The following is a 19,054-nucleotide window of genomic DNA, read 5'->3' as shown; positions in this document are numbered from 1 at the left end:
CGCCATGAGCGCGGTCTACGCCCTGAACCTCTTCGATCTCGCCCCGAACGACGACTACAAGGCCTACTCGAGACGCTCGGTGGCGGCGGCCGGCAAGTACGGCGGTCGTGTCGTCGCGCTCGGCAGGCGGAGCGAGCGGTCCCCCAGCCTGGGCGGTTCCCCGCGTCAGGTCCTCGTGCTCGTCGAGTGGCCCTCGGCCGAGGCGTTCGAGGCGTTCAAGGACGACCCCGACCACGTCGACCTCCACCCGCTGCGCGAGGGCGGCACCGAGAACTACCTCTGGTGGGCCTACGACAAGCTCGAGGATCTGCGGCCCGTGCTGAACGACCGGGACGTGTGACGACCGGGCTGCCCCCGGGTCGGGCTCAGAGCCGGGACGACGCCAGCCGCGCCCCGGCGACGAGCGCCTCGAGCTTGGCCCACTGCACCGTGGGGTGGACCCGGCGCACCAGCGGCCCCTGGGCGAAGCCGCAGTCGCTGCTCGCGACGACCCGCTCGGGGCCGACGAGCTCCGCCAGCCGCACGATCCGTTCGGCCACGAGCTCCGGGTGCTCGACGACGTTCGTGGCGTGGCTGACCAGTCCGGGCATGAGGACCTTGCCGGCCGGGAGCTCGACGTCGGCCCACACGCGCCACTCGTGCTCGTGGCGGGGGTTGGCCTGCTCGAGGGAGTAGGTGCCCACCGGCACGCGCAGGACGAGGTCGACGATGTCGCGCAGGGCGACGTCGCCGACGTGCGGGGCGTTCCAGCTGCCCCAGCACACGTGGTAGCGGGCGCGCTCCGGCGGGATGCCGTCCAGGGCGCGGATCAACGCCTCGGTCCGCACCTCCGCCCACGCCCGGTAGGCGGCCAGGTCGCCGTTCATGACGTCGTAGGTGATCGCGAAGTGGGCGTCGTCGACCTGCACCTCCAGCCCGGCGTCGACGACGGCCCGGTACTCCTCGTTGAGCGCGTCCGCCACGGCGAACAGCAGCTCCTCCTCGGAGGAGTAGTGGTCCAGGGTGGGACGGGGGACGGCACTGGCGGGCGCCACCACCGGCAGGAACGCGGCGGCGGCGCCCGCCTTCTCCGCGGCGCGGGTGAGGTTCGCGGCGTCCCGCGCGATCGCGTCGTGCCCGGTGTAGTGCACCGGCGACGTCGCCCGCCACTCCCCTCCGCCGCCGACGAAGCCCTGCGACGCCTCGTACTCGGCGTAGAACTCGCCGAAGAGCCGCTTGTCGGTGCCCGGCGGCACGTTGGAGCGCGCCGTCACCGCCCCCGCGGGCTCCGCGACGGTGAAGCCGCCCAGCCGCTCGCGGATGTAGCGCGACCAGCTGTCGGACTTGCCGTACTCGCCGTCGCTGACGACGTCGATGCCGATGTCGACCTGCCGCGCGACGACGTCCTCGACCGACCGGGCGAGCACCTCCGCGTGGTGGTCGGCGTCGACCGCCTCCCCGTGCTCGCGGGCGCGCAGGATCTCGACGAGCTCGGGAGGCCGCACGAGGCTCCCGACGTGCGTGGTGCGGATGCGGGTCACCGGCTCCACCTCCCTCGCCGCGGAGCTTGGCGAGCGCGTGATCGGACCGTCAACGTCCGTTCGCGGCAGCGGAACCGGCGTGCAGCGTGGGCCGGTAGACGAGCTCCTGGATGTTCCCGTCGAGCGTCCGGTGCTCGAGCAGCTCGAGGTCGAAGTCGTCCGCGCCGCGCAGCACCGGCTCGGTGCCGGACCGTCCCGTGATCACCGGGAAGATCGTGATCTGGATCCGGTCGACCAGGCCCGCGGCCAGGAGCGCCCAGTTCAGCGTCAGGCTGCCGTGCGAGCGCAGCGGCACGTCGGAGGACTGCTTGAGCCGGGCGACGATGTCGACGGCGTCGCCGGGCACGACGGTGGCGTCCGGCCAGTCGAGCGGTCCCTGCAGCGTGGACGACACCACGGTCATCGGCATGTTCCGCATGGCGGTCACCCACGGGTCGCGCACGTCGGAGTCCTCGGTGCTCTCGGCCAGCATGTCGACGAACTGACGAAATGTTCCCGGCCCGAAGACCATCCGCTGGGGCTCGGAGAACGAGGCGAGGCGGCGGTCGAGCAGCTCGGGGCCCTGCTTGCCCCAGTAGCCGCCCCAGTCGCCGTCGCCGCCGTAGGAGCCGTAGCCGTCGAGGCTGGAGAAGACGTCGAAGGTGTAGGTGGCGGTCATGGTGTCCTCCGTGACGCGGTGGCCGGCCCGGTGCCGGTCCCTCACCTCGTCGACGAATCCGCACGGCCTCGTTCGACATCGGTCATAAGCCGGAACTTCTCCGAGCAGTGGCGGAACCGATCGCGCCGAGGCGGTCAACGGCCGCGCGGCACGTGATCCTGGTGATGTCCGTCACGAGAGCGAGGCCCACATGACCACTCCGCAGCAGCCCTCCCGCGACCGTCTCGGCGAGCGGCTCGCGGCCGGACCCGTCGTCTGCGGCGAGGGTTACCTCTTCGAGCTCGAGCGTCGCGGCTACCTGCAGGCCGGGGCCTTCGTCCCGGAGGTGGTGCTCGAGCATCCCGAGGAGGTCGCCGCGCTGCACCGGCAGTTCGTGCACGCCGGTTCCGACGTCGTCGAGGCGTTCACGTACTACGCGCACCGCGAGAAGCTCCGCGTGATCGGCAAGGACGGGATCCTCGAGCCCCTCAACAAGCAGGCGCTCGAGATCGCCCGCGAGGTCGCCGACAGCACCGGCACGCTGCTGGCCGGCAACATCTGCAACACCGGCGTCTACGACCCGGCCGATCCGGCGTCGCACGACGCGGTGCGCGAGATGTTCACCGAGCAGGTCGGCTGGGCCGCGCAGGCCGGCGCCGACTACGTCATCGGCGAGACGTTCCGCTACCTCGGCGAGGCGCGCATCGCGCTCGAGGTGATCCGCGAGACCGGGCTGCCGTCGGTGATCCTGCTGGTGGCGGGGCAGGAGCCGGTGACCCGCGACGGCGTGTCGATCACCGAGGCCTGCCGCGAGCTGGCCGCTCGGGGCGCCGACGTCGTCGGCCTCAACTGTGTGCGCGGCCCGGCGACGATGCTGCCGCTGCTGGGGCCGATCGCGGCGGCGGTGGACGTCCCGGTCGCCGCCCTGCCGGTGCCCTACCGCACCACCGACGACCAGCCGACGTTCCACGCCCTGCGCGACCCGGTGCCGGCGCCGCTCCCCCAGGAGCTCCCCTTCCCGACCGCGCTCGACCCGTTCACGTGCCACCGTTACGAGATCGCCGACTTCACGCGCCGGGCCCGGGCTGCCGGGGTGCAGTACTTCGGCCTGTGCTGCGGCGCGGCGCCGCACCACCTCCGTGCGATGGCCGAGACGCTGGGCCGCACGCCGCCGGCCAGCCGCTACTCGCCGGACATGTCCAAGCACGTCTACCTCGGCGCGGACGAGAAGCTCCGGGCGGCGAACCAGGAGTTCCGCAAGGTGCTGTAGCCCCTCACCTCCCGCAGGTGATGTGGGAGCACCGGGGTGGGACGCACGGTGGGCGGCATCGACCACCCACGGAGGTCCGCCATGGCGTCCCATCCCCTGGACCGCAGGGTCAACTCCCGGCTCTTCCTCGGCGGCGCGGTGCTCGCCGCCGAGGGCAGCCTGTTCGTGAGCGTCCGGCAGCGGAGGGCGACCCGATGAGCGAGCCCGCAGCGACCGGTCCGATCGACTACCTCGTCGTCGAGTTCCCGCCCGGCACCCCGACCGGCGCCGGGATGCCCCCGCTGCTCGACCTCGTCGACCGCGGCCTGATCCGCATCCTCGACCTGGTGTTCCTGAGCAAGGGCGCCGACGGGGTCATCACCGGCCTCGAGCTCACCGACCTCGACGGGGACGGCGAGCTCGACCTCACCGTGTTCGCCGGGGCGTCGTCGGGCCTGCTGGGCCGGGACGACGTCGACGAGGCCGGCGCGGTCCTCGACCCGGGCGCGACGGCCGCGGTGCTCGTCTACGAGAACGTCTGGGCCGCGCCTCTCGTCGCCGCGCTCGGACGCCAGGGAGCCCAGCTGGTCGCGGGCGGGCGCATCCCCGTCGACGAGGTCGAGGCCGCGCTCGAGCCCTCGGTCACCGCCTGAGAACGGAGTCGCTGACATGCCAGGACTGTTGCGAGGACTCGCCCGCACCGCACTCGTGGCCGGCACGGCCACCGCGGTCTCCAACCGCGTCTCGCGCCGGCAGGCGGGGCGCTGGGCCGCCGAGGCGGCACCGCCACCACCGCCGTACCCGGAGTACGCGCCGCCCCCGCAGCCCGCGCCCGCCGCGGGCGGGGCCGACATGATCGACCAGCTCCGGCAGCTCGGCGAGCTCAGGAGCCAGGGGATCCTGACCGACGCCGAGTTCGAGGAGCAGAAGCGGCGGATCTTAGGAGGTTGACCACGAGCAGCGCAGCGGTCCGAACGGTGGACTGACACGGCGATCTCCGTGAGACACGCTGGTCGCAATGGTCCGCCCCGCTCCGGCCGCGACGCAGCTCGTCTGGGACGCCGTCGTCGAACGCTCCGATCTGGAGCCCACGGTCCTCGCCCTCCGTGACGCCCTGTCCGACGCCGTCGAGCAGGGGCACTGGGCCCACGTCGCGACGCTGCTGGACCGCACCGACGACGACCTCCCCGCGGCGCTGAGCCCGAACGCGCTGCGTGCCGGCGACGTCGGTGGCTTGGCCCCGCTGCACCACGCGGCCCTGCAGGGGGCGCACCCCGACGTCGTCGGCGACCTCGTCACGCGCGGGGCGTGGCGCACGCTGCGCAGCGTCGAGGGCGAGACCCCCGAGGCCGTCGCCCGACGCCTGGGCCACGTCACGCTGGCCGACCGGCTGCGCCCGGAGCCCGCGCTGGCGCTCGACGAGGAGGCCCGGGCCGACCTCGAGACGTTCCTGCACGCGCTCGTCGAGGTCCGGACGCGGCGACTCGGCCGCCCCTTCCGGCAGCCGCAGATCGGGCCTCTGCTGGAGTACCCCGCCGCGACGATGTGGGTCCGCGTCCCCGGGATGTACGGGGGCTTCTCGTGCCGCTGGGCTGAGGACACCGACGTCCCGACCGTGGAGGTCCGCAGCGCGAGCCGGGTCGTCGGCGGCTCGGGACGCACGCACCACGTCACGGCCGACGGGGTCGAGCTCGTCACGCGGGTGCTGTGAGGAGCCCGCGCCTCATCCCAAGGCCCGCCCGACCGCGGCGTTGATCCAGGTCCGCTTGGCCCGGCTGTAGACGTTGACGTCGCCGTCGGCCTCGCGGGCGAGCCGGTGCTTGAGGTCGACGTACTCGTCGCGGTGCGCCGGGTCGGCCCGCAGCCAGTCGCGGAACGCCAGCAGCTCCCGCCACACCGGCGAGCTCTTCGGGTGCAGGTGCACGTTGAGCGGCCGGCCCGGGTCGGCGTCCACGGCCACGCGCTGCGGGTGCTCGCGGTCGTGGCGATCGATCCCGTAGAGGTTCCCGGAGACGGGGACGACGCCGGCACGGTGCCAGTCGTCGCGGGCGAGGGCGTCGACGGTGTCGAGGTCCGGGACCACGACGAGGAGGTCGACGAGGTCCTTGCCCGCCATTCCCGGTACCGACGTCGACCCGACGTGCTCGACGCGCAGGGCCCGCTCGCCCAGGGCGACCTCCAGCCGGCGGACCAGCCGCCGGGCGGCCGCGGGCCAGGCGTCGTCGTAGGGCTCGACCGACACGATCTGGGTGCGCGGCGCCCGCTGTCGACGCGCGAGCAGGTACGCGAACGGCGCCACCCTCCGGTCCCAGAGACGCGCGACCGCCCCGGGGTCGCCGGCGGCGATGCGGGCGTCGACCGCGCCGTCGTCCGGTCGGGCGTCGCCGCCGACGATCAGGTGGGCCCGGGCGGGGTCGACGGGCTCGGGCACCGCGACGACGCGGATCTCCGGGGAGGCCCGCGCCGTGAACGCGGCGACGGCGTCGGACTCGAGCCACGGACCCGTCCCGAGGATCAAGGGCGGTGTCCCGCTCATCCCGCCCATGCCACCCGAGCCCCGAGGTGCGGGTCAACTCCGGGTCCCGCTGCGGAGACGCCCGCCAGCCCGCCCCATGGCAGGCGGTAACCCGAATCGGAGCGGGCGACTCCTCGACGGACATGCTTCGAATTTCGAAGCGTCTCCGCGATCCGCCCGGAGGGTCGGCCGGGGGTGACGTGGTTGTCGTTCGTTGTTAACGCTTGTCGCGGGTGTCGCCGATGTGCGGTAGACTCGAACGCATGAGCGAACAGGTCGGCGCGGTGGAGCGGGCACTGCTCGACCGCACCCGCGCCCGCTTCGCGGCTCGGGGGGTGGAGCACTACCGGCTGCTCGAGGATGTGGCCGAGCTCGACCGTGCCGGGGTGGCCGAGCGGACCGGGGACCGGCTGGTCGAGAGGCTGGTGGAGAACCTCGCCCGCTGTGACCGCCGCGAGGCGACCCGGCTGGTCGAGGAGGCCCGCGACCTCACCCCCCGGATCGCGGTCAGCGGCGAAGCGCTGCCGCCGCGGCTGCCGCACACCGCGGCCGCGCTGGCCGAGGGCGCGGTCGGTGAGGCGCACATCGTCATCGTCCGGCGGACCATGGCCCGCATCGACAAGCTCGAGCACCTGACCCCGGAGGTGGTGGCCGAGGCCGAGCAGTCATTGGCGGCCAAGGCGCGGGCGCTGTCCCCGGCCGGGTTGACCCGGGCCGCGCAGCGGCTGCTGGCCCACCTCGACCCCGACGGCGCCGCCCCGAAACCGGGCGAGGACGGCCCGGACACCGTGCAGCTGCTGCGCCACCGCAACGGCACCATGGACCTGCGCGCCCGCATCAGCGACGTCATCGCCGCCACGATGATCGACGACGGATTCGAGGTCATGTCGCGCCCCGCCGGGCCCGACGACCACCGCGACGTGGCCGTGCGCCGCGCCGAAGCGCTCAAAGAGCTCTTCGCCGCCGCCTTCGGCCCCGGCGGGCTGATCACCGACACCCGCCACGAACCCCGACCCGACCAGCCCGCCACCCCCGAACCGGCCGGCTGGACCCACGACGAGCCGACCGACGAGCCGACCGAGCCGACCGACGAGCCGACCGACGAGCCGACCGACGAGCCGACCGAGCCGACCGAGCCGACCGAGGGTCAGCAGGCGCTGATCCCCGCGCCCCGCCGCTCCGGCGACGCACGCCCCGACGGCGCCAACACCAGCCGGCCCGCCAGCCCGCAGGCCACGGCCGTCGGGAGCGCGGGGCGGGCGCTGATCACGGTCACCATCGACCACGACTGGCTGCGCCGCGCGGTCGGCCACGGGGTCCTCGACGACCAGCACCTCGTCGACGCCGCCACCCTGCGGCGGCTGGCCTGCGACGCCGACATCATCCCCCTGATCCTCGGCAGTCGCTCCGAACCCCTCGACATCGGACGGCGCTCCCGCACCGTCCCCGACGCCCTGCGCCGCGCGCTGGCCGTCCGCGACCAAGGCTGCGCGTTCCCCGGCTGCACCCGACGACCGCGGCGCTGCCAGGCCCACCACATCAGGTTCTGGGGCCACGGCGGACCCACCGAGATCGACAACCTCGTGCTGCTCTGCACGCATCACCACCAGCAGGTCCACCACGCCGGCTGGCACGTCGAGATGATCGACCGGCGGCCCTGGTTCACGCCACCACCCTGGGTGGACCCGACCCAGCAGCCACGACCCGGCGGCCCCGCACCGCCCCTGCCGACCGCGGCCTAAGCCCTCAGCGGACGGCCGCCGCCGGGTCCTTCACCACCGAGTACGCGACGTCGCGATGGGCGTCGTGCTCGGCGAGCCGCGCGACGAGCGAGGCGCGGACGTCGTCGTAGGTGTCCGATCCCAGCGGGAGGCGCAGCGGTGTCTCCCCGCTGTCGACGAGGTCGACGACGGCGCCCGCGATCTTCTCCGCGTCGTTGGGCAGCGTGAACGAGCCGTCGTGGAGGGCCCGACGCACCTGGCCGGCCGGGGTGTCCTCGTACTCCGGCATGACCGGTGCGGTCACGAGGGCGCTGCCGAACCCGGTCGGCGTCGCGCCGGGCTCGACGATCGTCAGGCCGATCCCGAACGGCGCGATCTCCTTCGCCACCGTCTCGGCGAAGCCCTCGATGCCCCACTTGGAGGCGTGGTAGTAGCTGAAGTTCGGGTAGGTCGTCTGCCCGCCCGCCGTCGTGACCTGCAGGATGCGGCCGCGCCCCTGCGCCCGCAGGTGCGGCAGTGCGGCCCGGATGACGTGGATCGAGCCCAGCAGGTTGGTGTCGACCACCTGGCGGATCTGCTCGTCGGAGGCCTCCTCGACCGACGCGAAGACCCCGTAGCCGGCGTTGTTGACGACGACGTCGATCGTGCCGAGCGCGGCGAACGCCTCGTCGACGACCCGGTGCACAGCCTCGGCGTCGGTGACGTCGAGCCGGCCGGTCCAGAGGCGGTCGCCGTGCTCGGCGCGCAGGTCGTCGAGGGCCTCGGGCCGACGCAGGGTCGCGGCGACCCGGTCGCCGCGGGCCAGGAGGCGCTCGGTCAGCAGCCGCCCGAAGCCGGACGACGTTCCGGTGATGAACCACGTGAGAGCCATGAGCCGAAGCTAGGAGTTCAAGCCGACTTGAAGTCAACGCCGTACGCTGAGGGATGTGACCACCGAGACAGAGACGCTCCTGAGCATCGGCGAGGTCAGCGAGCGCACCGGGCTACCGACCCACACGCTGCGCTTCTACGAGCAGGAGGGCCTGTTCGCGGGCCCCATCCGGCGCAACGCCGCCGGCCGGCGCCTCTACACCGAGGAGCAGGCCCACTGGGCGCGGGTCTGCACGAAGCTCCGCTCGTCGGGCATGCCGCTGCCGGAGATCCACCGCTACGTCGACCTCGTGCGCGCCGGGTCCGGCAACGAGGAGGAGCGGTTCGCGATCCTGCGGGAGCACGAGCGCAAGGTCGCGCAGCAGGTCGCCGACCTCGAGGAGGCGCTGGCGGTCATCCACACGAAGGTCGAGATCTACGAGGAGGCCCTCGCCGCGGGCACCGCCGACCAGCTCTGGCGCGACGGCCCGACCTGCGAGTGACCGACGGTCAGGACGGCTGGTACGGCGGCGCGACGCCCCAGCCCCACCGCGGGACGGGCGCCTGCTCGACGACCTCGGCACCGGACTGGGAGTTGTGCAGGGCCAGCCGCGTTCCCCACTCCACGTAGCCGACGAACGCCGCGCGGAACTCCGGATCGTCGGGGAGGCCGGCGTCGTCGGCCGCCCGGCTCATGGTCTCGGCGAAGCGGCGGCGCTGGTCGGCGGTGATCCCGAGATCGAGGTGGTGGGCCAGCATCCGCTCGTAGCCCCCGAGCGTCGCGGTGTAGTCCGCGGGCCCGCCGAACACCTCGATCCACCAGAGCGTCACGTGCGCGCGGTGCGCCTCGGAGACCCCGCCCGGGAACAGCCCGGCGAGGAGGTCGTCGGACTCGACCCGGTCGTAGAACGCGTCGATGAGACGGCGGAACGCCTCCGACCCGCCTGCCCACTCGTACAACGTCGGCGTCACGTGCAACACGGTAATCAGCACCTGACCACCGGCGACAGGGCTCGGGATCAGCCCAGGGTGAACGGGTCGCGCGTCCCGCCGGTGAGCTCCACCCAGACCGCCTTGGTCTCGAGGTAGGCGTCGACGCCGTGCACGCCGTTCTCGCGCCCGAGGCCCGACTGCTTGAACCCACCGAACGGCACGCTCGGCGACAGCACCCGGTAGGCGTTGACCCACACCGAGCCGGCCTTGATGCGCGCGGCGACGCGGTGGGCGCGGTGCACGTCCTTGGTCCACACCGCCCCCGCGAGGCCGTAGGGGGTGTCGTTGGCGAGCTTGATCGCCTCGTCCTCGTCGGTGAACGTCACCGCCGAGAGCACCGGGCCGAAGACCTCCTCGCGGTAGACGGTGTCGGTGGGCCGCACCGAGAGCACCGTCGGCTGGACGAAGTAGCTCCCCAGGCTCTCCTCGGACACCCCGCCGTAGGCGACGGTCGCGCCCTCCTCGCGGGCCTTCTCGAGGTAGCCCAGCACCTTCTCGTACTGCGGCCTGTTCGCGACCGGACCCATCTCGGTCTCCGCGTCCATCGGGTTGCCGAGCTTGATCGACGACGCGCGCTCGGCGACCAGGCGGACGAGCTCCTCGTGGACGTCGGCGTGCACGACGAGCCGCGACCCGGCCATGCACGTCTGGCCGGTGGCGGCGAAGACGCCGGCGACGAGCCCGTTCGCGGCGGCCTGCAGATCGGCGTCGGGGAACACGACCTGCGGCGACTTCCCGCCGAGCTCGAGGGTCACGGCGTTGAGGTTCTCCATGGCCGCCTTGCCGACCGCCCGCCCAGTGGCGGTCGAGCCCGTGAAGGCGACCTTGTCGACGCCCGGATGCGACGCGAGGTGGGCGCCGGTCTCGCGGTCCAGCCCGGTGACGACGTTGACGACGCCGGCGGGGATGCCCGCCTGAGAGATCAGCTCGGCGAACCCGAGGGTGGACGCCGGCGCGTGCTCCGAGGGCTTGATCACCAGCGTGCAGCCGGCTGCGAGGGCGGGCGCGAGCTTGAACGTCATCAGCAGCAGCGGCGAGTTCCACGGCGTGATCGCCGCGACCACGCCGACGGGCTCGCGGCGGGTGTAGACGAGGTAGTTCGGGTTCGGCGAGGGGATCTGCGCGCCCTCGATCTTGTCGGCCAGACCGGCGAAGTAGTGGTACCAGCCGCCCAGGCCCTGCAGCTGCCCGAGCATCTCGCGGTAGAGCTTGCCGGAGTCGTTGACCTCGAGCGTCGCGAGCCGTTCCGCGTTCTGCCCGACGAGGTCGCCGAGGCGGCGCAGGCACGCCGCACGGGCGAACCCCGTCATCCGCCCCCACTCGCCGTCCAGCGCGGCGCGCGCGGCGCCGACGGCGCCATCGACGTCCTCGGTCCCGCCGTCGGGGATCTCCGCCCATGCCTGCCCGGTGTAGGGGTTCTCGGAGGAGAACGTCCTCCCGGAGATCGCGTCGACGGACTCGCCGCCGATCAGCATGCGGAACTGCTCGAGGTCGGCCACGGAGCTCACTCCTCAACGGTCGGGACGGGGGTCAGAGCAGGGGGCGCAGGGCCCGGACTGCCGGGGCGGCACGCACCGCGGCGGTGAACTCGGCGAACGCCCGGCCGTGGGCCTCGGCGAGCTCGCGGGCGCGGTCGGTCAGGGTCGGGATGCCGTCGGCGTCGACGTAGTCGGCGCCCTCGAAGTACAGCCCCGGCGAGAGCACCTGCGCGGCGAAGAAGCCGCCCAGCACGTCGCGCAGGTCGTCGACGGCCAGGAAGTGGTGGGCCGTCGCGCCGGTGTGCACGATCGCGGTGGCCTTCCCCAAGAGCGGGGCCCGGGTGTCGCCGGCGACGCCGCGCCCGGTGTTCTCCAGGACGCCCTTGACGAGGCTGCTCGAGCGCGCGCGGTAGGTGGGGGTGGCGAAGACGATGCCGTCGGCGTCCTCGATGGCCCGCTGGATGGCCTCGGGGTCGGGACGGTCGGCGAGCTCGAGCACATCGGCCGTCGCCCCGGCCGCCGCGGCGCCGTCGAGCAGGGCACGCGCCGCCGCGAAGCTCCGACCTCCGGGCGACGGTGACCCGACGACGCCGAGGAGCGTGATGGTCATCGTCGGAGGTTAGGAAGCACCCGGGGCCCGGCCCCATCCGTCACGCGCACCGCGACAGCCGATATGCGCAGGGCATCCGCGCACGTCACGGACGGTCCACGATCGACTTGCCACTCCGTTCGATTGCCTGCAACTGTGTCCCGCGACACGGTCGCACCGGGGCGAGGGGTCACGAGTGGGCGCACCCAGCAGGGACCCGGGCGAACCCCTCGCCGGGCACGCGGTGATGAACACCGCCGACGTCGACGAGGCCCAGCACGTGGTCACCGAGGTCTACGTGCGCCACGAGCTCGACTCCCTCGGCGGGCGCCCCCTCGACGCCCGGCTCAACTGCGTGGCCTCGGAGCGGATGACGCTCGGCTACCTCGTCTACGGGGCGAACGCCTCGCTCGACCTGCCCCCGCTGGAGAGCTGCTACCACGTCAACCTCACCCTCTCCGGGAACACGCGGGTCACCCGCCGCGGCGGCCGGGACCACGCGATCACCGCGGGCGGGCGCAGCGGGGCCGTCCTGCTCCCGACCGAGCACTCGACGGTGACGTGGACGCCGGAGGCGACGCAGTTCGCGATGAAGTTCAACCGCGGGCCGCTCGAGGAGCACCTCGGGAGCCTGCTCGGGCGGCCGATCCACGACCCCCTCGACTTCGACGTCACGATGGACCTCACGACCGGTCCGGGGGCCGCCCTCCTGGCCGCGGTGCGGTTCCTGCAGACCGAGATGGACCGGCCCGGCGGCATCGCCGAGGCCCCGCTGGCCCGCGCGCAGCTCGAGACGTACGTGATGACGGCGCTGCTGCACGGCGTGCCGCACCAGTACACCGAGGCGCTGCACGCCCCCGTCGGCGAGGACCGCCCCGCCCTCGTGCGCCGCGCCGTCGACTACATCGAGGCCCACGCCGCCGACGCGTTCACCGTCCCGCAACTCGCGAGGCACCTCGGGGTGTCGACGCGCACGCTGCAGGTCAGCTTCGCCCGCAACGTCGGCGTCTCGCCCAGCGAGTACGTCCGCGACGTGCGCCTCGCCCGCGTCCACGCCGACCTCGTGGCGGCCAGTCCGAGCGACACGTCGGTCACCGAGCGCGCCGCCGCCTGGGGGTTCCTGCACCAGGGGCGGTTCTCCGAGCAGTACCGGCGCAAGTACGGGCAGCTCCCCTCGCAGACCCTCCGGCAGGGCTGACCTCCCGGGCGCTGCGCGATTCGGACGCATCGCTGCGTCTGACGGATGTCCGGCGCCGGTGACCGCTGTCTAGCGTGGTCGCGATCACACCCTGCGCTCCCCCGACCCGACGCCGGAGGTCCCCATGGTCCAGACGATCACGTACGGCCGCGAGCAGGAAATTCCGCTCAAGCACCCGCGCGAGACCGGCAAGCCGTCCATCTTCAACGACCAGAAGATGAAGCTCGGGCTGTTCGGGTCGAACTGCTCCGGCGGCCTGTGCATGACCGACGCGCCGACCACCTACGAGATCACCTGGGACCACACGAAGTCGATCGCGCAGAAGGCCGACAGACTGGGCATGGAGGCGATGGTCCCGGTCGCCCGCTGGAAGGGCTTCGGCGGCAACGTCAACTTCAACGGCACCAACTTCGAGACGTTCACCTGGGCCGCCGGCCTGGCCGAGGCCACCGACCAGATCACCATCTTCACGACCACCCACATCCCGACCGTGCACCCGATCGTCGCCGCCAACATGGCCACGACCATCGACCACATCTCGGGCGGGCGGTACGGGATGAACCTGGTGATGGGCTGGTTCACCCCCGAGATGCACATGTTCAACCCCAGCCAGCTCGAGCACGACGAGCGCTACCAGTACGGCGGGGAGTGGCTCGAGTTCGTCGAGCGGCTCTGGACCGCCGAGGGCGAGTTCGCGTTCGACGGGAAGTACTTCCAGGCCAAGGAGCTCGAGTCCGAGCCCAAGCCGGTGCAGAACCCGCGCCCGGTGCTCATCAACGCCGGCAACTCCTCGGCGGGCACGGACTTCTCGGCGAAGTACGTCGACATCAACTTCGCGTCGCTGGACCTGGAGAAGATGCCGGACTACACGCAGGCGATCAAGAAGAAGGCGCAGGAGGAGTACCGGCGCCAGATCAGCACGATGACCTACGGCCTCGTGGTGTGCCGCGACACCGAGGAGGAGGCCAAGCGCGACCACCAGCGGATCATCGACGAGGGCGACTGGCCCGGTGCCCGCCACCTCATGAGCATCATCGGCGTCGAGAGCCAGTCGTTCGGCGAGCAGATCGAGAAGTTCCAGGAGCGCTTCATCGCCGGCTGGGCGGGCCAGCCGCTGGTGGGGACGCCGGAGCAGGTGGTCGACGGCTTCCAGCGGCTCTCCGACGCCGGCATGGAGGGCATGATCATGGGCTTCCTCGACTACAACGAGGAGATCGACCACTTCGGCGCGGAGGTCATGCCGCTGATGCGCGAGGCGGGGCTGCGGTACTGACAGGCTCCCCCGGCCGACGTCAGGCGCCCGGCCTCTCCGCGTCCCGCAGCAGCCCCGTCCCGGGGTGGCAGTTGACGTACTCGTAGTACTGCGAGTCCGCGTCGACCACCGAGACCTCGTGGTAGAGCCGCAACGACGGGACGTGCCGGGCCCGGCTGACGAAGGCGACGAAGACGTTGAGGTGGCTCGGGTGCGACTCGGCCCAGCGCTCGAGCAGGTCGAGCGAGCGCCAGTACGAGATCGCGTAGGTCGTGTCGAGCGGGGTGCCGTCGAGGTCGACGCCCCGCACGTAGCGGTTGCTGTAGCAGCCGAGGCGCTGCCCCTTGTCGCGCAGGAAGTCCATGGCGTCGTGCAGGGCCGGCTCGATGGCGCCGAGGTAGAGCTCGCGCTCCTCGGCGGGGCAGTCGGTCCAGTCCTGGCCGGAGCGGATGAGCGCCACGTTCTCGTGCCCCCGCACGACGACCCGCCCGCCCCGTGCCGGGTCGCCGGCGGCGTGCAGCCGGCCCGCCGGGCTCATCCGGTCGGTCTGGGAGCGCGGGATGCGGTCGCGCATCGCCCCCCAGTAGGCGTGCTCGGTGACCTGGTCGCTGACGCCGTCGAGGACCCCGCCGACACCCGGCAGGCCCTCGGTGAAGGGGTAGAGCGTCTCGAACCGGTCGACGCCCGGGGAGAGGATCTCGCGGAAGACACCGACGTTCGCCGTCAGGCGGTCGGGCGCGTCCCACCAGCCGGCGACCTCCGGGCGCGCGAACCACTGCTGCGAGGTCGCGGCGTCGCGCCAGTACCCCACCACGACGAGGGTGTCCCAGCCCTGGGCGTCGACGTGGTGCGTGACGTCCCACCCGCCGGGACCGTCCTCGAGCGCGAACCCGTCGACGATCGCGCGCAGGGTCGCCCATCCCTCGTCCCGGTGCTCCTCGCCCCGGTACTGCACGCCGAACCAGCCCATCGCGACCCGCGTGACGTCCTGCTCGGCACGCGCGACCCAGATCGGGAAGGGCGGCACGTACTCGTCGGGGACGCGCCGCGACAGCGTGCGGGGGCGCTGCAGATGGGTGTCGATCGCGGATTCCACGCGTGCCTCCCGAGATGGGTACCGCCGGGCGAACGATCGGGATTCTCTCCCGACGCGGGGCCGTGCCGCCCGCTCCTAGCGTCGTCGCAGGCCACGAGGCCGAGACACGAGAACGAGGAGCAGGAACATGGCCACCTTCATGATCGAGCGCAACATCCCCGGCGCGGCAGGCCTGTCGGCCGAGGAGCTCAGGGAGATCGCGACGACGTCCAACGACGCCGTCGACTCGCTCGGCGTCGCGTACACGTGGAGCCACAGCTACGTCGCCGGGGACAAGTTCTACTGCGTGCACCGCACCGACGACATCGACACCGTGCGCGAGCACGCCCGGCGCGGTGGCTTCCCCGCCGACGTCGTCGTCGAGGTCGCCGCGACCATCGGGCCGGGGACGGCGAACGACTGACGCTGTGGCCGATGTCATCCCGTCGGACGTCGGCGCCGTGGGCGCGACGTGGACGGGCCCTCCCGCCCGCGTCCACGTCGCCGCCGCGACGCGGCGGCCCGTAGCTGCGGTCCGACGCGCGGTGGACACCCTCCACCCACGGCACCTCCGCACCCCTAGCCTGGCCGTGACCAGGGCCGATGCGCTGCACCCGGCGCGTTCGGCCCTGGTCGCCCCCAGTTTCCCGACGAGGAGGTCCTCCTGGTGTCCGTGTCCGCGAGCGGGTCGGCGGGTCTCGCCGATCTCGCCGCCCTGCTGAGCGACCGCTCGCTCGACGATGCCGCCCTGGCGGCGCGCAGCGACGAGGCGCCCGAGACCCCGGTCCTGCCGGGCGTCTCGGTACTCAAGATCGGCGGCCAGAGCCTGATGGACCGGGGGCGCGCCGCCGTGCTCCCCCTGATCGACGAGATCGTCGCCGCCACGCAGCACCACAAGCTCCTCATCGGCACCGGCGGCGGCACCCGCGCCCGCCACGCCTACGCGCTCGCCGCGGAGCTGGGCCTCCCGACCGGCGTGCTCTCCGACGTGGGGTCGGCGGTCGCCGGCCAGAACGCCACGATGCTCGGCTTCCTGCTCGCGAAGCACGGCATCCCCGTCGTCGAGGCCAACGCCTTCGGGACGCTGCCGCTGCGCCTCGCCGAGGTCGGCGCGGCGATCTTCCCCGGCATGCCCCCCTATGGGCTCTGGCAGCGCGTCCCGCACGAGGGCGTCATCCCGCCCTACCGCACCGACGCCGGCTGCTACCTCGTCGCCGAGACCTACGCGTGCCAGCAGATGATCTTCGTCAAGGACGAGGACGGGCTGTACACCGCGAACCCGAAGAACGACCCCGCGGCGACGTTCATCCCCGAGATCACCGTCGACGAGCTGCTCGCCCGCGACCTGCCCGACCTCGTCCTCGAGCGCGGCATGCTCGAGCTGCTGCGCGACGCACGCCACGTCCGGTCGGTGCAGGTCGTCAACGGCCTCGTGCCCGGCACCGTCACCCGCGCCCTCGCCGGCGAGCACGTCGGCACGATCATCTCCGGAGGCTCGCAGTGACCCCCGACGACCGCCAGGGCCGCGACGTCGAGTCGGCCTTCGTCCGCCAGACCCTGCTCGACCGCGACCTCGTGCGCTCCGCCGAGCCCGGCGACGTCCCCCGGGTCCGGCTGCTGCCGTGGCTCGAGGTCGTCGTCCTCGGCGGGTCGACGATCGTCGACCGCGGGCGCGACGTGCTGGTGCCGCTGACCGAGGAGATCCGGTCCCTGCTGCCCGAGCACAAGATGCTGCTGCTCACCGGCGCCGGCATCCGTGCCCGCCACGTGCTGGGCATCGGGCTCGACCTCGGGCTGCCCACCGGCGCCCTCGCCGGGCTCGCCGCCACCGAGGCCGAGCAGAACGGCCGGCTCGTGGCCTCGCTGCTCGCGTCCGAGGGCGTGTCGTACCTGCCGCACCAGACCGTCGCGGGCCAGCTGCCGGTCCACCTGGCGGCCGCGAACGCCGCCGTCTCCAACGGCTACCCGCCCTACGGGGTCCACGAGTTCCCGACCACCACCGGACGCCTGCCGGTCCACCGCACCGACACCGGCGCGCTGCTGCTCGCCGACGCGTTCGGGGCGTCCCGGCTGGTCTACGTGCGCGACACCGCGTCGCTCGCCGGCCTGCCCGACGAGGTCTCGGCGAAGGAGCTGCTCGCCCGCGACGGCGACCTCCCGGTCGACCGGCTCGCGCTCGAGCGCCTGGGCCTCGCCCGCCACGTGCGGTCGATGACGCTCGTCGACGGGACCACCCGCGGCGCGCTCACCGACGCGCTCGCCGGGAAGGGCGGCGTCACGGTCACCGCGGTCTGACCACGGCTCAGGGGAACGGCGGCCTGTCCGGCTGACAGACCGTGCCCGGCGGCGGCGTCACGAGGTCGACGAGGTAGCGCTCGCGCGCCGCGTCGACGCACGCGCCGGGGTCCTGGTAGGTCGGGTGGCCGTAGCCTTCCTGCACGAGCAGGACGGCGTTCCCGAGCCGCTGCTGCGTGGCCTCGGCGTTGCGGATCCCGGTCGCCGGGTCCCAGCGGTTGTTGATCAGCAGGACGGGGTTCGGGGTCCGAGCGTTCCACGGCCCGGCGTAGCGGTCGTCGCTGCGCCCGGGCCATCCCGACGCGCACGGGGCCCAGAGCCACCATCCGTTGACCGCGCCCCACAGCGTGCTGCTGCGGTCGAACTCCGGGACCACGGTGGGCCACGCCGTCACCGGCTGCCGTGCCGGCCCGTCGAGGCAGGAGATCGCCGACGAGGTGACGCTCGACCGGTACCCCTCGGGGGACTGGTACTGCTGGGCCGACGTCGCGAGGTTCGAGGCGTCCCCGTTGGCGGCCGCGTCGAGGTCGGCCGCGAACTGCGGCCACATCTCCGGCACGCGCAGCGGGGTGAAGGTGGACGTCTGCAGGTCGCCGTAGGTGAGCTCGCCCGGCGGGGTGGCGGTGGGCGCGGGGATCGGCCCCCGCCGGGCCCGGTCGAAGAGGGCGGCGACGCGCTGGTCGACGGTCTCGGGGCCGCGGGCGAGCGCACAGCCCGCGGGCCCGGCCTGCTGGCACAGCTCCCGGAACCGGGCGAAGACCTCGTCGGTGTGCGCGACGTCGCCGACGGTCCGCGCCTCGGCGCCCTCGGAGTACTCGACCGCGTCGATGAGGCCGTCGAGCTGCATCGCCCGCACCCGGTCGGGGAAGAGGTTGGCGTACGTCTGGCCGATGAAGGTCCCGTAGGACAGGCCCACGTACGTGAGCTGCGGATCCCCGACGGCGACGCGCAGCGCCTCGAGGTCGCGGGCGGTGTCGGCGGTGGAGACGTGGTTCAGCAGCTCGCCGCTGACCTCGCCGCAGCGCCGCGCCAGGTCGGTGGTGCGCTGGGCGTAGGCCTGCGACTCGGCCGCGGTCGCCGGGATGCTCACGCCCGCCCAGAACCGCGCCTCCTCCTCGGGCGAGGTGAAGCATTCGACCGGCGAACTGTCGTTGGTGCCCCGTGGGTCCCAGCCAACGACGTCGAACCGGCCGCCACCCCAGCGATCGAAGTCCTCGCCGCCGCCCGCCACCAGGTCGACCCCGCTCTGCCCGGGTCCGCCCGGGTTCACGAGCATCGAGCCGATCCGTTCCTGCGGCCTGCTCGCGAGACGGCGCATGACGGCCAGCTCGATCTGCCGGCCCTCGGGTGCGGTCCAGTCGAGGGGCACCGGGACCCGCGCGCACTGGAGGGCCGGATTCTGGTCGTTCGGCGCGGCGCACGGACCCCAGGCGATCGCCGGGGCCGCCGGAGCGGTCTCCGCCGCCGCGCTGACCTGCGGCGACGTGGAGGAGCAGGCGACCGCGAGGGCCGCGCACGCGGCGACGACGGCCCAGCGAACAGCGCGGGCCCTGCGACTCAGCGTCATGACCCACCACCCGTTCGAGGGACAAGTGAGGTCAAGCTACAAGGATCTGGTGACGCCATGACACCAGATCTGTCGCCTATCGGACAGTGGCCCGGTGCTGCTGCCACGCGGGCGGG

General features: G+C 73.1%; 21 protein-coding genes. 12 read left to right on the top strand and 9 right to left on the bottom strand.

The window, feature by feature from the left end; all coding sequences use genetic code 11:
- Positions 1 to 4: 4 nt before the first annotated feature.
- The gene (locus WCD41_RS03625; RefSeq protein ID WP_337712004.1) at positions 5 to 340 is read left to right on the top strand and encodes a DUF1330 domain-containing protein; all 336 of its coding nucleotides are present in this window, start codon (positions 5 to 7) and stop codon (positions 338 to 340) included.
- 25 nt (positions 341 to 365) lie between these two features.
- Here WCD41_RS03625 and WCD41_RS03620 read toward each other — a convergent pair whose 3' ends face one another.
- Entirely contained in the window at positions 366 to 1,520 is a 1,155-nt protein-coding gene (locus tag WCD41_RS03620; protein WP_337712003.1) for a cobalamin-independent methionine synthase II family protein, read from the bottom strand.
- Positions 1,521 to 1,569: 49 nt separating this feature from the next.
- Positions 1,570 to 2,178, bottom strand: coding sequence for a dihydrofolate reductase family protein (locus WCD41_RS03615; RefSeq protein WP_337712002.1), 609 nt, complete (start codon positions 2,176 to 2,178; stop codon positions 1,570 to 1,572).
- 190 nt (positions 2,179 to 2,368) lie between these two features.
- On the opposite strand from WCD41_RS03615, the gene WCD41_RS03610 reads away from it, so the two are divergent.
- From WCD41_RS03610 to WCD41_RS03595, 4 genes are all read left to right on the top strand, one after another.
- On the top strand, positions 2,369 to 3,427 hold the full coding sequence (locus tag WCD41_RS03610; protein ID WP_337712001.1) for a homocysteine S-methyltransferase family protein: 1,059 nt from the start codon (positions 2,369 to 2,371) through the stop codon (positions 3,425 to 3,427).
- A gap of 194 nt (positions 3,428 to 3,621) precedes the next feature.
- Positions 3,622 to 4,059 (top strand): DUF6325 family protein, encoded by a 438-nt coding sequence (locus WCD41_RS03605; RefSeq protein ID WP_337712000.1) that lies wholly within the window; start codon positions 3,622 to 3,624, stop codon positions 4,057 to 4,059.
- A gap of 16 nt (positions 4,060 to 4,075) precedes the next feature.
- The gene (locus WCD41_RS03600; protein WP_337711999.1) at positions 4,076 to 4,357 is read left to right on the top strand and encodes an SHOCT domain-containing protein; all 282 of its coding nucleotides are present in this window, start codon (positions 4,076 to 4,078) and stop codon (positions 4,355 to 4,357) included.
- A gap of 67 nt (positions 4,358 to 4,424) precedes the next feature.
- Positions 4,425 to 5,117, top strand: a complete 693-nt coding sequence (locus tag WCD41_RS03595) for an ankyrin repeat domain-containing protein (RefSeq protein ID WP_337711998.1) — start codon at positions 4,425 to 4,427, stop codon at positions 5,115 to 5,117.
- A 12-nt stretch (positions 5,118 to 5,129) separates the two neighbouring features.
- Here WCD41_RS03595 and WCD41_RS03590 read toward each other — a convergent pair whose 3' ends face one another.
- The gene (locus WCD41_RS03590) at positions 5,130 to 5,942 is read right to left on the bottom strand and encodes a GrpB family protein (protein WP_337711997.1); all 813 of its coding nucleotides are present in this window, start codon (positions 5,940 to 5,942) and stop codon (positions 5,130 to 5,132) included.
- 242 nt (positions 5,943 to 6,184) lie between these two features.
- Here WCD41_RS03590 and WCD41_RS03585 point away from each other — a divergent pair, with 242 nt between their 5' ends.
- Positions 6,185 to 7,663, top strand: a complete 1,479-nt coding sequence (locus WCD41_RS03585) for an HNH endonuclease signature motif containing protein (RefSeq protein ID WP_337711996.1) — start codon at positions 6,185 to 6,187, stop codon at positions 7,661 to 7,663.
- A 4-nt stretch (positions 7,664 to 7,667) separates the two neighbouring features.
- Here WCD41_RS03585 and WCD41_RS03580 read toward each other — a convergent pair whose 3' ends face one another.
- Complete coding sequence (locus WCD41_RS03580) at positions 7,668 to 8,513, bottom strand: SDR family oxidoreductase (protein ID WP_337711995.1); 846 nt, start codon at positions 8,511 to 8,513, stop codon at positions 7,668 to 7,670.
- A gap of 55 nt (positions 8,514 to 8,568) precedes the next feature.
- Between WCD41_RS03580 and WCD41_RS03575 the strand changes: the two genes are divergently transcribed.
- Positions 8,569 to 8,994, top strand: a complete 426-nt coding sequence (locus WCD41_RS03575) for a MerR family transcriptional regulator (RefSeq protein WP_337711994.1) — start codon at positions 8,569 to 8,571, stop codon at positions 8,992 to 8,994.
- Between the two features lie 7 nt (positions 8,995 to 9,001).
- Here the strand turns inward: WCD41_RS03575 and WCD41_RS03570 are convergent, their stop codons facing one another.
- From WCD41_RS03570 to WCD41_RS03560, 3 genes are read right to left on the bottom strand one after another with little or no spacing between them, the layout of a single operon-like run.
- Positions 9,002 to 9,463: a group II truncated hemoglobin gene (locus tag WCD41_RS03570; RefSeq protein WP_337711993.1), complete on the bottom strand. Its 462-nt coding sequence runs from the start codon at positions 9,461 to 9,463 to the stop codon at positions 9,002 to 9,004.
- Between the two features lie 47 nt (positions 9,464 to 9,510).
- Positions 9,511 to 10,959: an aldehyde dehydrogenase gene (locus tag WCD41_RS03565; protein ID WP_373695076.1), complete on the bottom strand. Its 1,449-nt coding sequence runs from the start codon at positions 10,957 to 10,959 to the stop codon at positions 9,511 to 9,513.
- A gap of 55 nt (positions 10,960 to 11,014) precedes the next feature.
- Positions 11,015 to 11,572, bottom strand: a complete 558-nt coding sequence (locus WCD41_RS03560; RefSeq protein ID WP_337711991.1) for an NAD(P)H-dependent oxidoreductase — start codon at positions 11,570 to 11,572, stop codon at positions 11,015 to 11,017.
- 175 nt (positions 11,573 to 11,747) lie between these two features.
- Between WCD41_RS03560 and WCD41_RS03555 the strand changes: the two genes are divergently transcribed.
- Complete coding sequence (locus WCD41_RS03555) at positions 11,748 to 12,749, top strand: AraC family transcriptional regulator (RefSeq protein ID WP_337711990.1); 1,002 nt, start codon at positions 11,748 to 11,750, stop codon at positions 12,747 to 12,749.
- Between the two features lie 124 nt (positions 12,750 to 12,873).
- Positions 12,874 to 14,022 (top strand): LLM class flavin-dependent oxidoreductase, encoded by a 1,149-nt coding sequence (locus WCD41_RS03550; protein WP_337711989.1) that lies wholly within the window; start codon positions 12,874 to 12,876, stop codon positions 14,020 to 14,022.
- A gap of 19 nt (positions 14,023 to 14,041) precedes the next feature.
- Here the strand turns inward: WCD41_RS03550 and WCD41_RS03545 are convergent, their stop codons facing one another.
- Positions 14,042 to 15,097 carry a phenylacetaldoxime dehydratase family protein gene (locus tag WCD41_RS03545; protein WP_337711988.1) on the bottom strand — a complete coding sequence of 352 codons (1,056 nt, stop codon included), beginning with the start codon at positions 15,095 to 15,097 and terminating at the stop codon, positions 14,042 to 14,044.
- 127 nt (positions 15,098 to 15,224) lie between these two features.
- Between WCD41_RS03545 and WCD41_RS03540 the strand changes: the two genes are divergently transcribed.
- The 3 genes from WCD41_RS03540 (at position 15,225) to WCD41_RS03530 (ending at position 17,371) form a co-directional block, all read left to right on the top strand.
- Positions 15,225 to 15,500: a DUF4242 domain-containing protein gene (locus WCD41_RS03540; RefSeq protein WP_337711987.1), complete on the top strand. Its 276-nt coding sequence runs from the start codon at positions 15,225 to 15,227 to the stop codon at positions 15,498 to 15,500.
- A 243-nt stretch (positions 15,501 to 15,743) separates the two neighbouring features.
- Entirely contained in the window at positions 15,744 to 16,580 is an 837-nt protein-coding gene (locus WCD41_RS03535) for an amino acid kinase family protein (RefSeq protein WP_337711986.1), read from the top strand.
- Positions 16,577 to 17,371, top strand: coding sequence for an amino acid kinase family protein (locus WCD41_RS03530; RefSeq protein WP_337711985.1), 795 nt, complete (start codon positions 16,577 to 16,579; stop codon positions 17,369 to 17,371). Before WCD41_RS03535 ends, WCD41_RS03530 begins: the two co-directional genes overlap by 4 nt.
- A 7-nt stretch (positions 17,372 to 17,378) precedes the next feature.
- On the opposite strand, the gene WCD41_RS03525 is transcribed toward WCD41_RS03530, so the two are convergent.
- A complete protein-coding gene (locus WCD41_RS03525) occupies positions 17,379 to 18,938 on the bottom strand; it encodes an alpha/beta hydrolase (protein ID WP_337711984.1) in 1,560 nt (519 codons plus the stop codon).
- Between the last annotated feature and the right edge of the window lie 116 nt (positions 18,939 to 19,054).

This window comes from Actinomycetospora aeridis (genome assembly GCF_037400275.1).
Classification (GTDB): domain Bacteria; phylum Actinomycetota; class Actinomycetes; order Mycobacteriales; family Pseudonocardiaceae; genus Actinomycetospora; species Actinomycetospora aeridis.
The sequence above is the reverse complement of the archived record's forward strand: the minus strand, read 5'-3'. Positions and strand labels throughout refer to the sequence as shown.

What these genes read in the sequence shown, in the direction of transcription:
- WCD41_RS03625 (WP_337712004.1), top strand. Translation starts at nt 5, where the DNA reads ATGAGCGCGGTCTACGCCCTGAACCTCTTCGATCTCGCCCCGAACGAC.
- WCD41_RS03615 (WP_337712002.1), bottom strand. Translation starts at nt 2,178, where the DNA reads ATGACCGCCACCTACACCTTCGACGTCTTCTCCAGCCTCGACGGCTAC.
- WCD41_RS03610 (WP_337712001.1), top strand. Translation starts at nt 2,369, where the DNA reads ATGACCACTCCGCAGCAGCCCTCCCGCGACCGTCTCGGCGAGCGGCTC.
- WCD41_RS03605 (WP_337712000.1), top strand. Translation starts at nt 3,622, where the DNA reads ATGAGCGAGCCCGCAGCGACCGGTCCGATCGACTACCTCGTCGTCGAG.
- WCD41_RS03600 (WP_337711999.1), top strand. Translation starts at nt 4,076, where the DNA reads ATGCCAGGACTGTTGCGAGGACTCGCCCGCACCGCACTCGTGGCCGGC.
- WCD41_RS03595 (WP_337711998.1), top strand. Translation starts at nt 4,425, where the DNA reads ATGGTCCGCCCCGCTCCGGCCGCGACGCAGCTCGTCTGGGACGCCGTC.
- WCD41_RS03590 (WP_337711997.1), bottom strand. Translation starts at nt 5,942, where the DNA reads ATGAGCGGGACACCGCCCTTGATCCTCGGGACGGGTCCGTGGCTCGAG.
- WCD41_RS03585 (WP_337711996.1), top strand. Translation starts at nt 6,185, where the DNA reads ATGAGCGAACAGGTCGGCGCGGTGGAGCGGGCACTGCTCGACCGCACC.
- WCD41_RS03580 (WP_337711995.1), bottom strand. Translation starts at nt 8,513, where the DNA reads ATGGCTCTCACGTGGTTCATCACCGGAACGTCGTCCGGCTTCGGGCGG.
- WCD41_RS03565 (WP_373695076.1), bottom strand. Translation starts at nt 10,959, where the DNA reads ATGCTGATCGGCGGCGAGTCCGTCGACGCGATCTCCGGGAGGACGTTC.
- WCD41_RS03560 (WP_337711991.1), bottom strand. Translation starts at nt 11,572, where the DNA reads ATGACCATCACGCTCCTCGGCGTCGTCGGGTCACCGTCGCCCGGAGGT.
- WCD41_RS03550 (WP_337711989.1), top strand. Translation starts at nt 12,874, where the DNA reads ATGGTCCAGACGATCACGTACGGCCGCGAGCAGGAAATTCCGCTCAAG.
- WCD41_RS03540 (WP_337711987.1), top strand. Translation starts at nt 15,225, where the DNA reads ATGGCCACCTTCATGATCGAGCGCAACATCCCCGGCGCGGCAGGCCTG.
- WCD41_RS03525 (WP_337711984.1), bottom strand. Translation starts at nt 18,938, where the DNA reads ATGACGCTGAGTCGCAGGGCCCGCGCTGTTCGCTGGGCCGTCGTCGCC.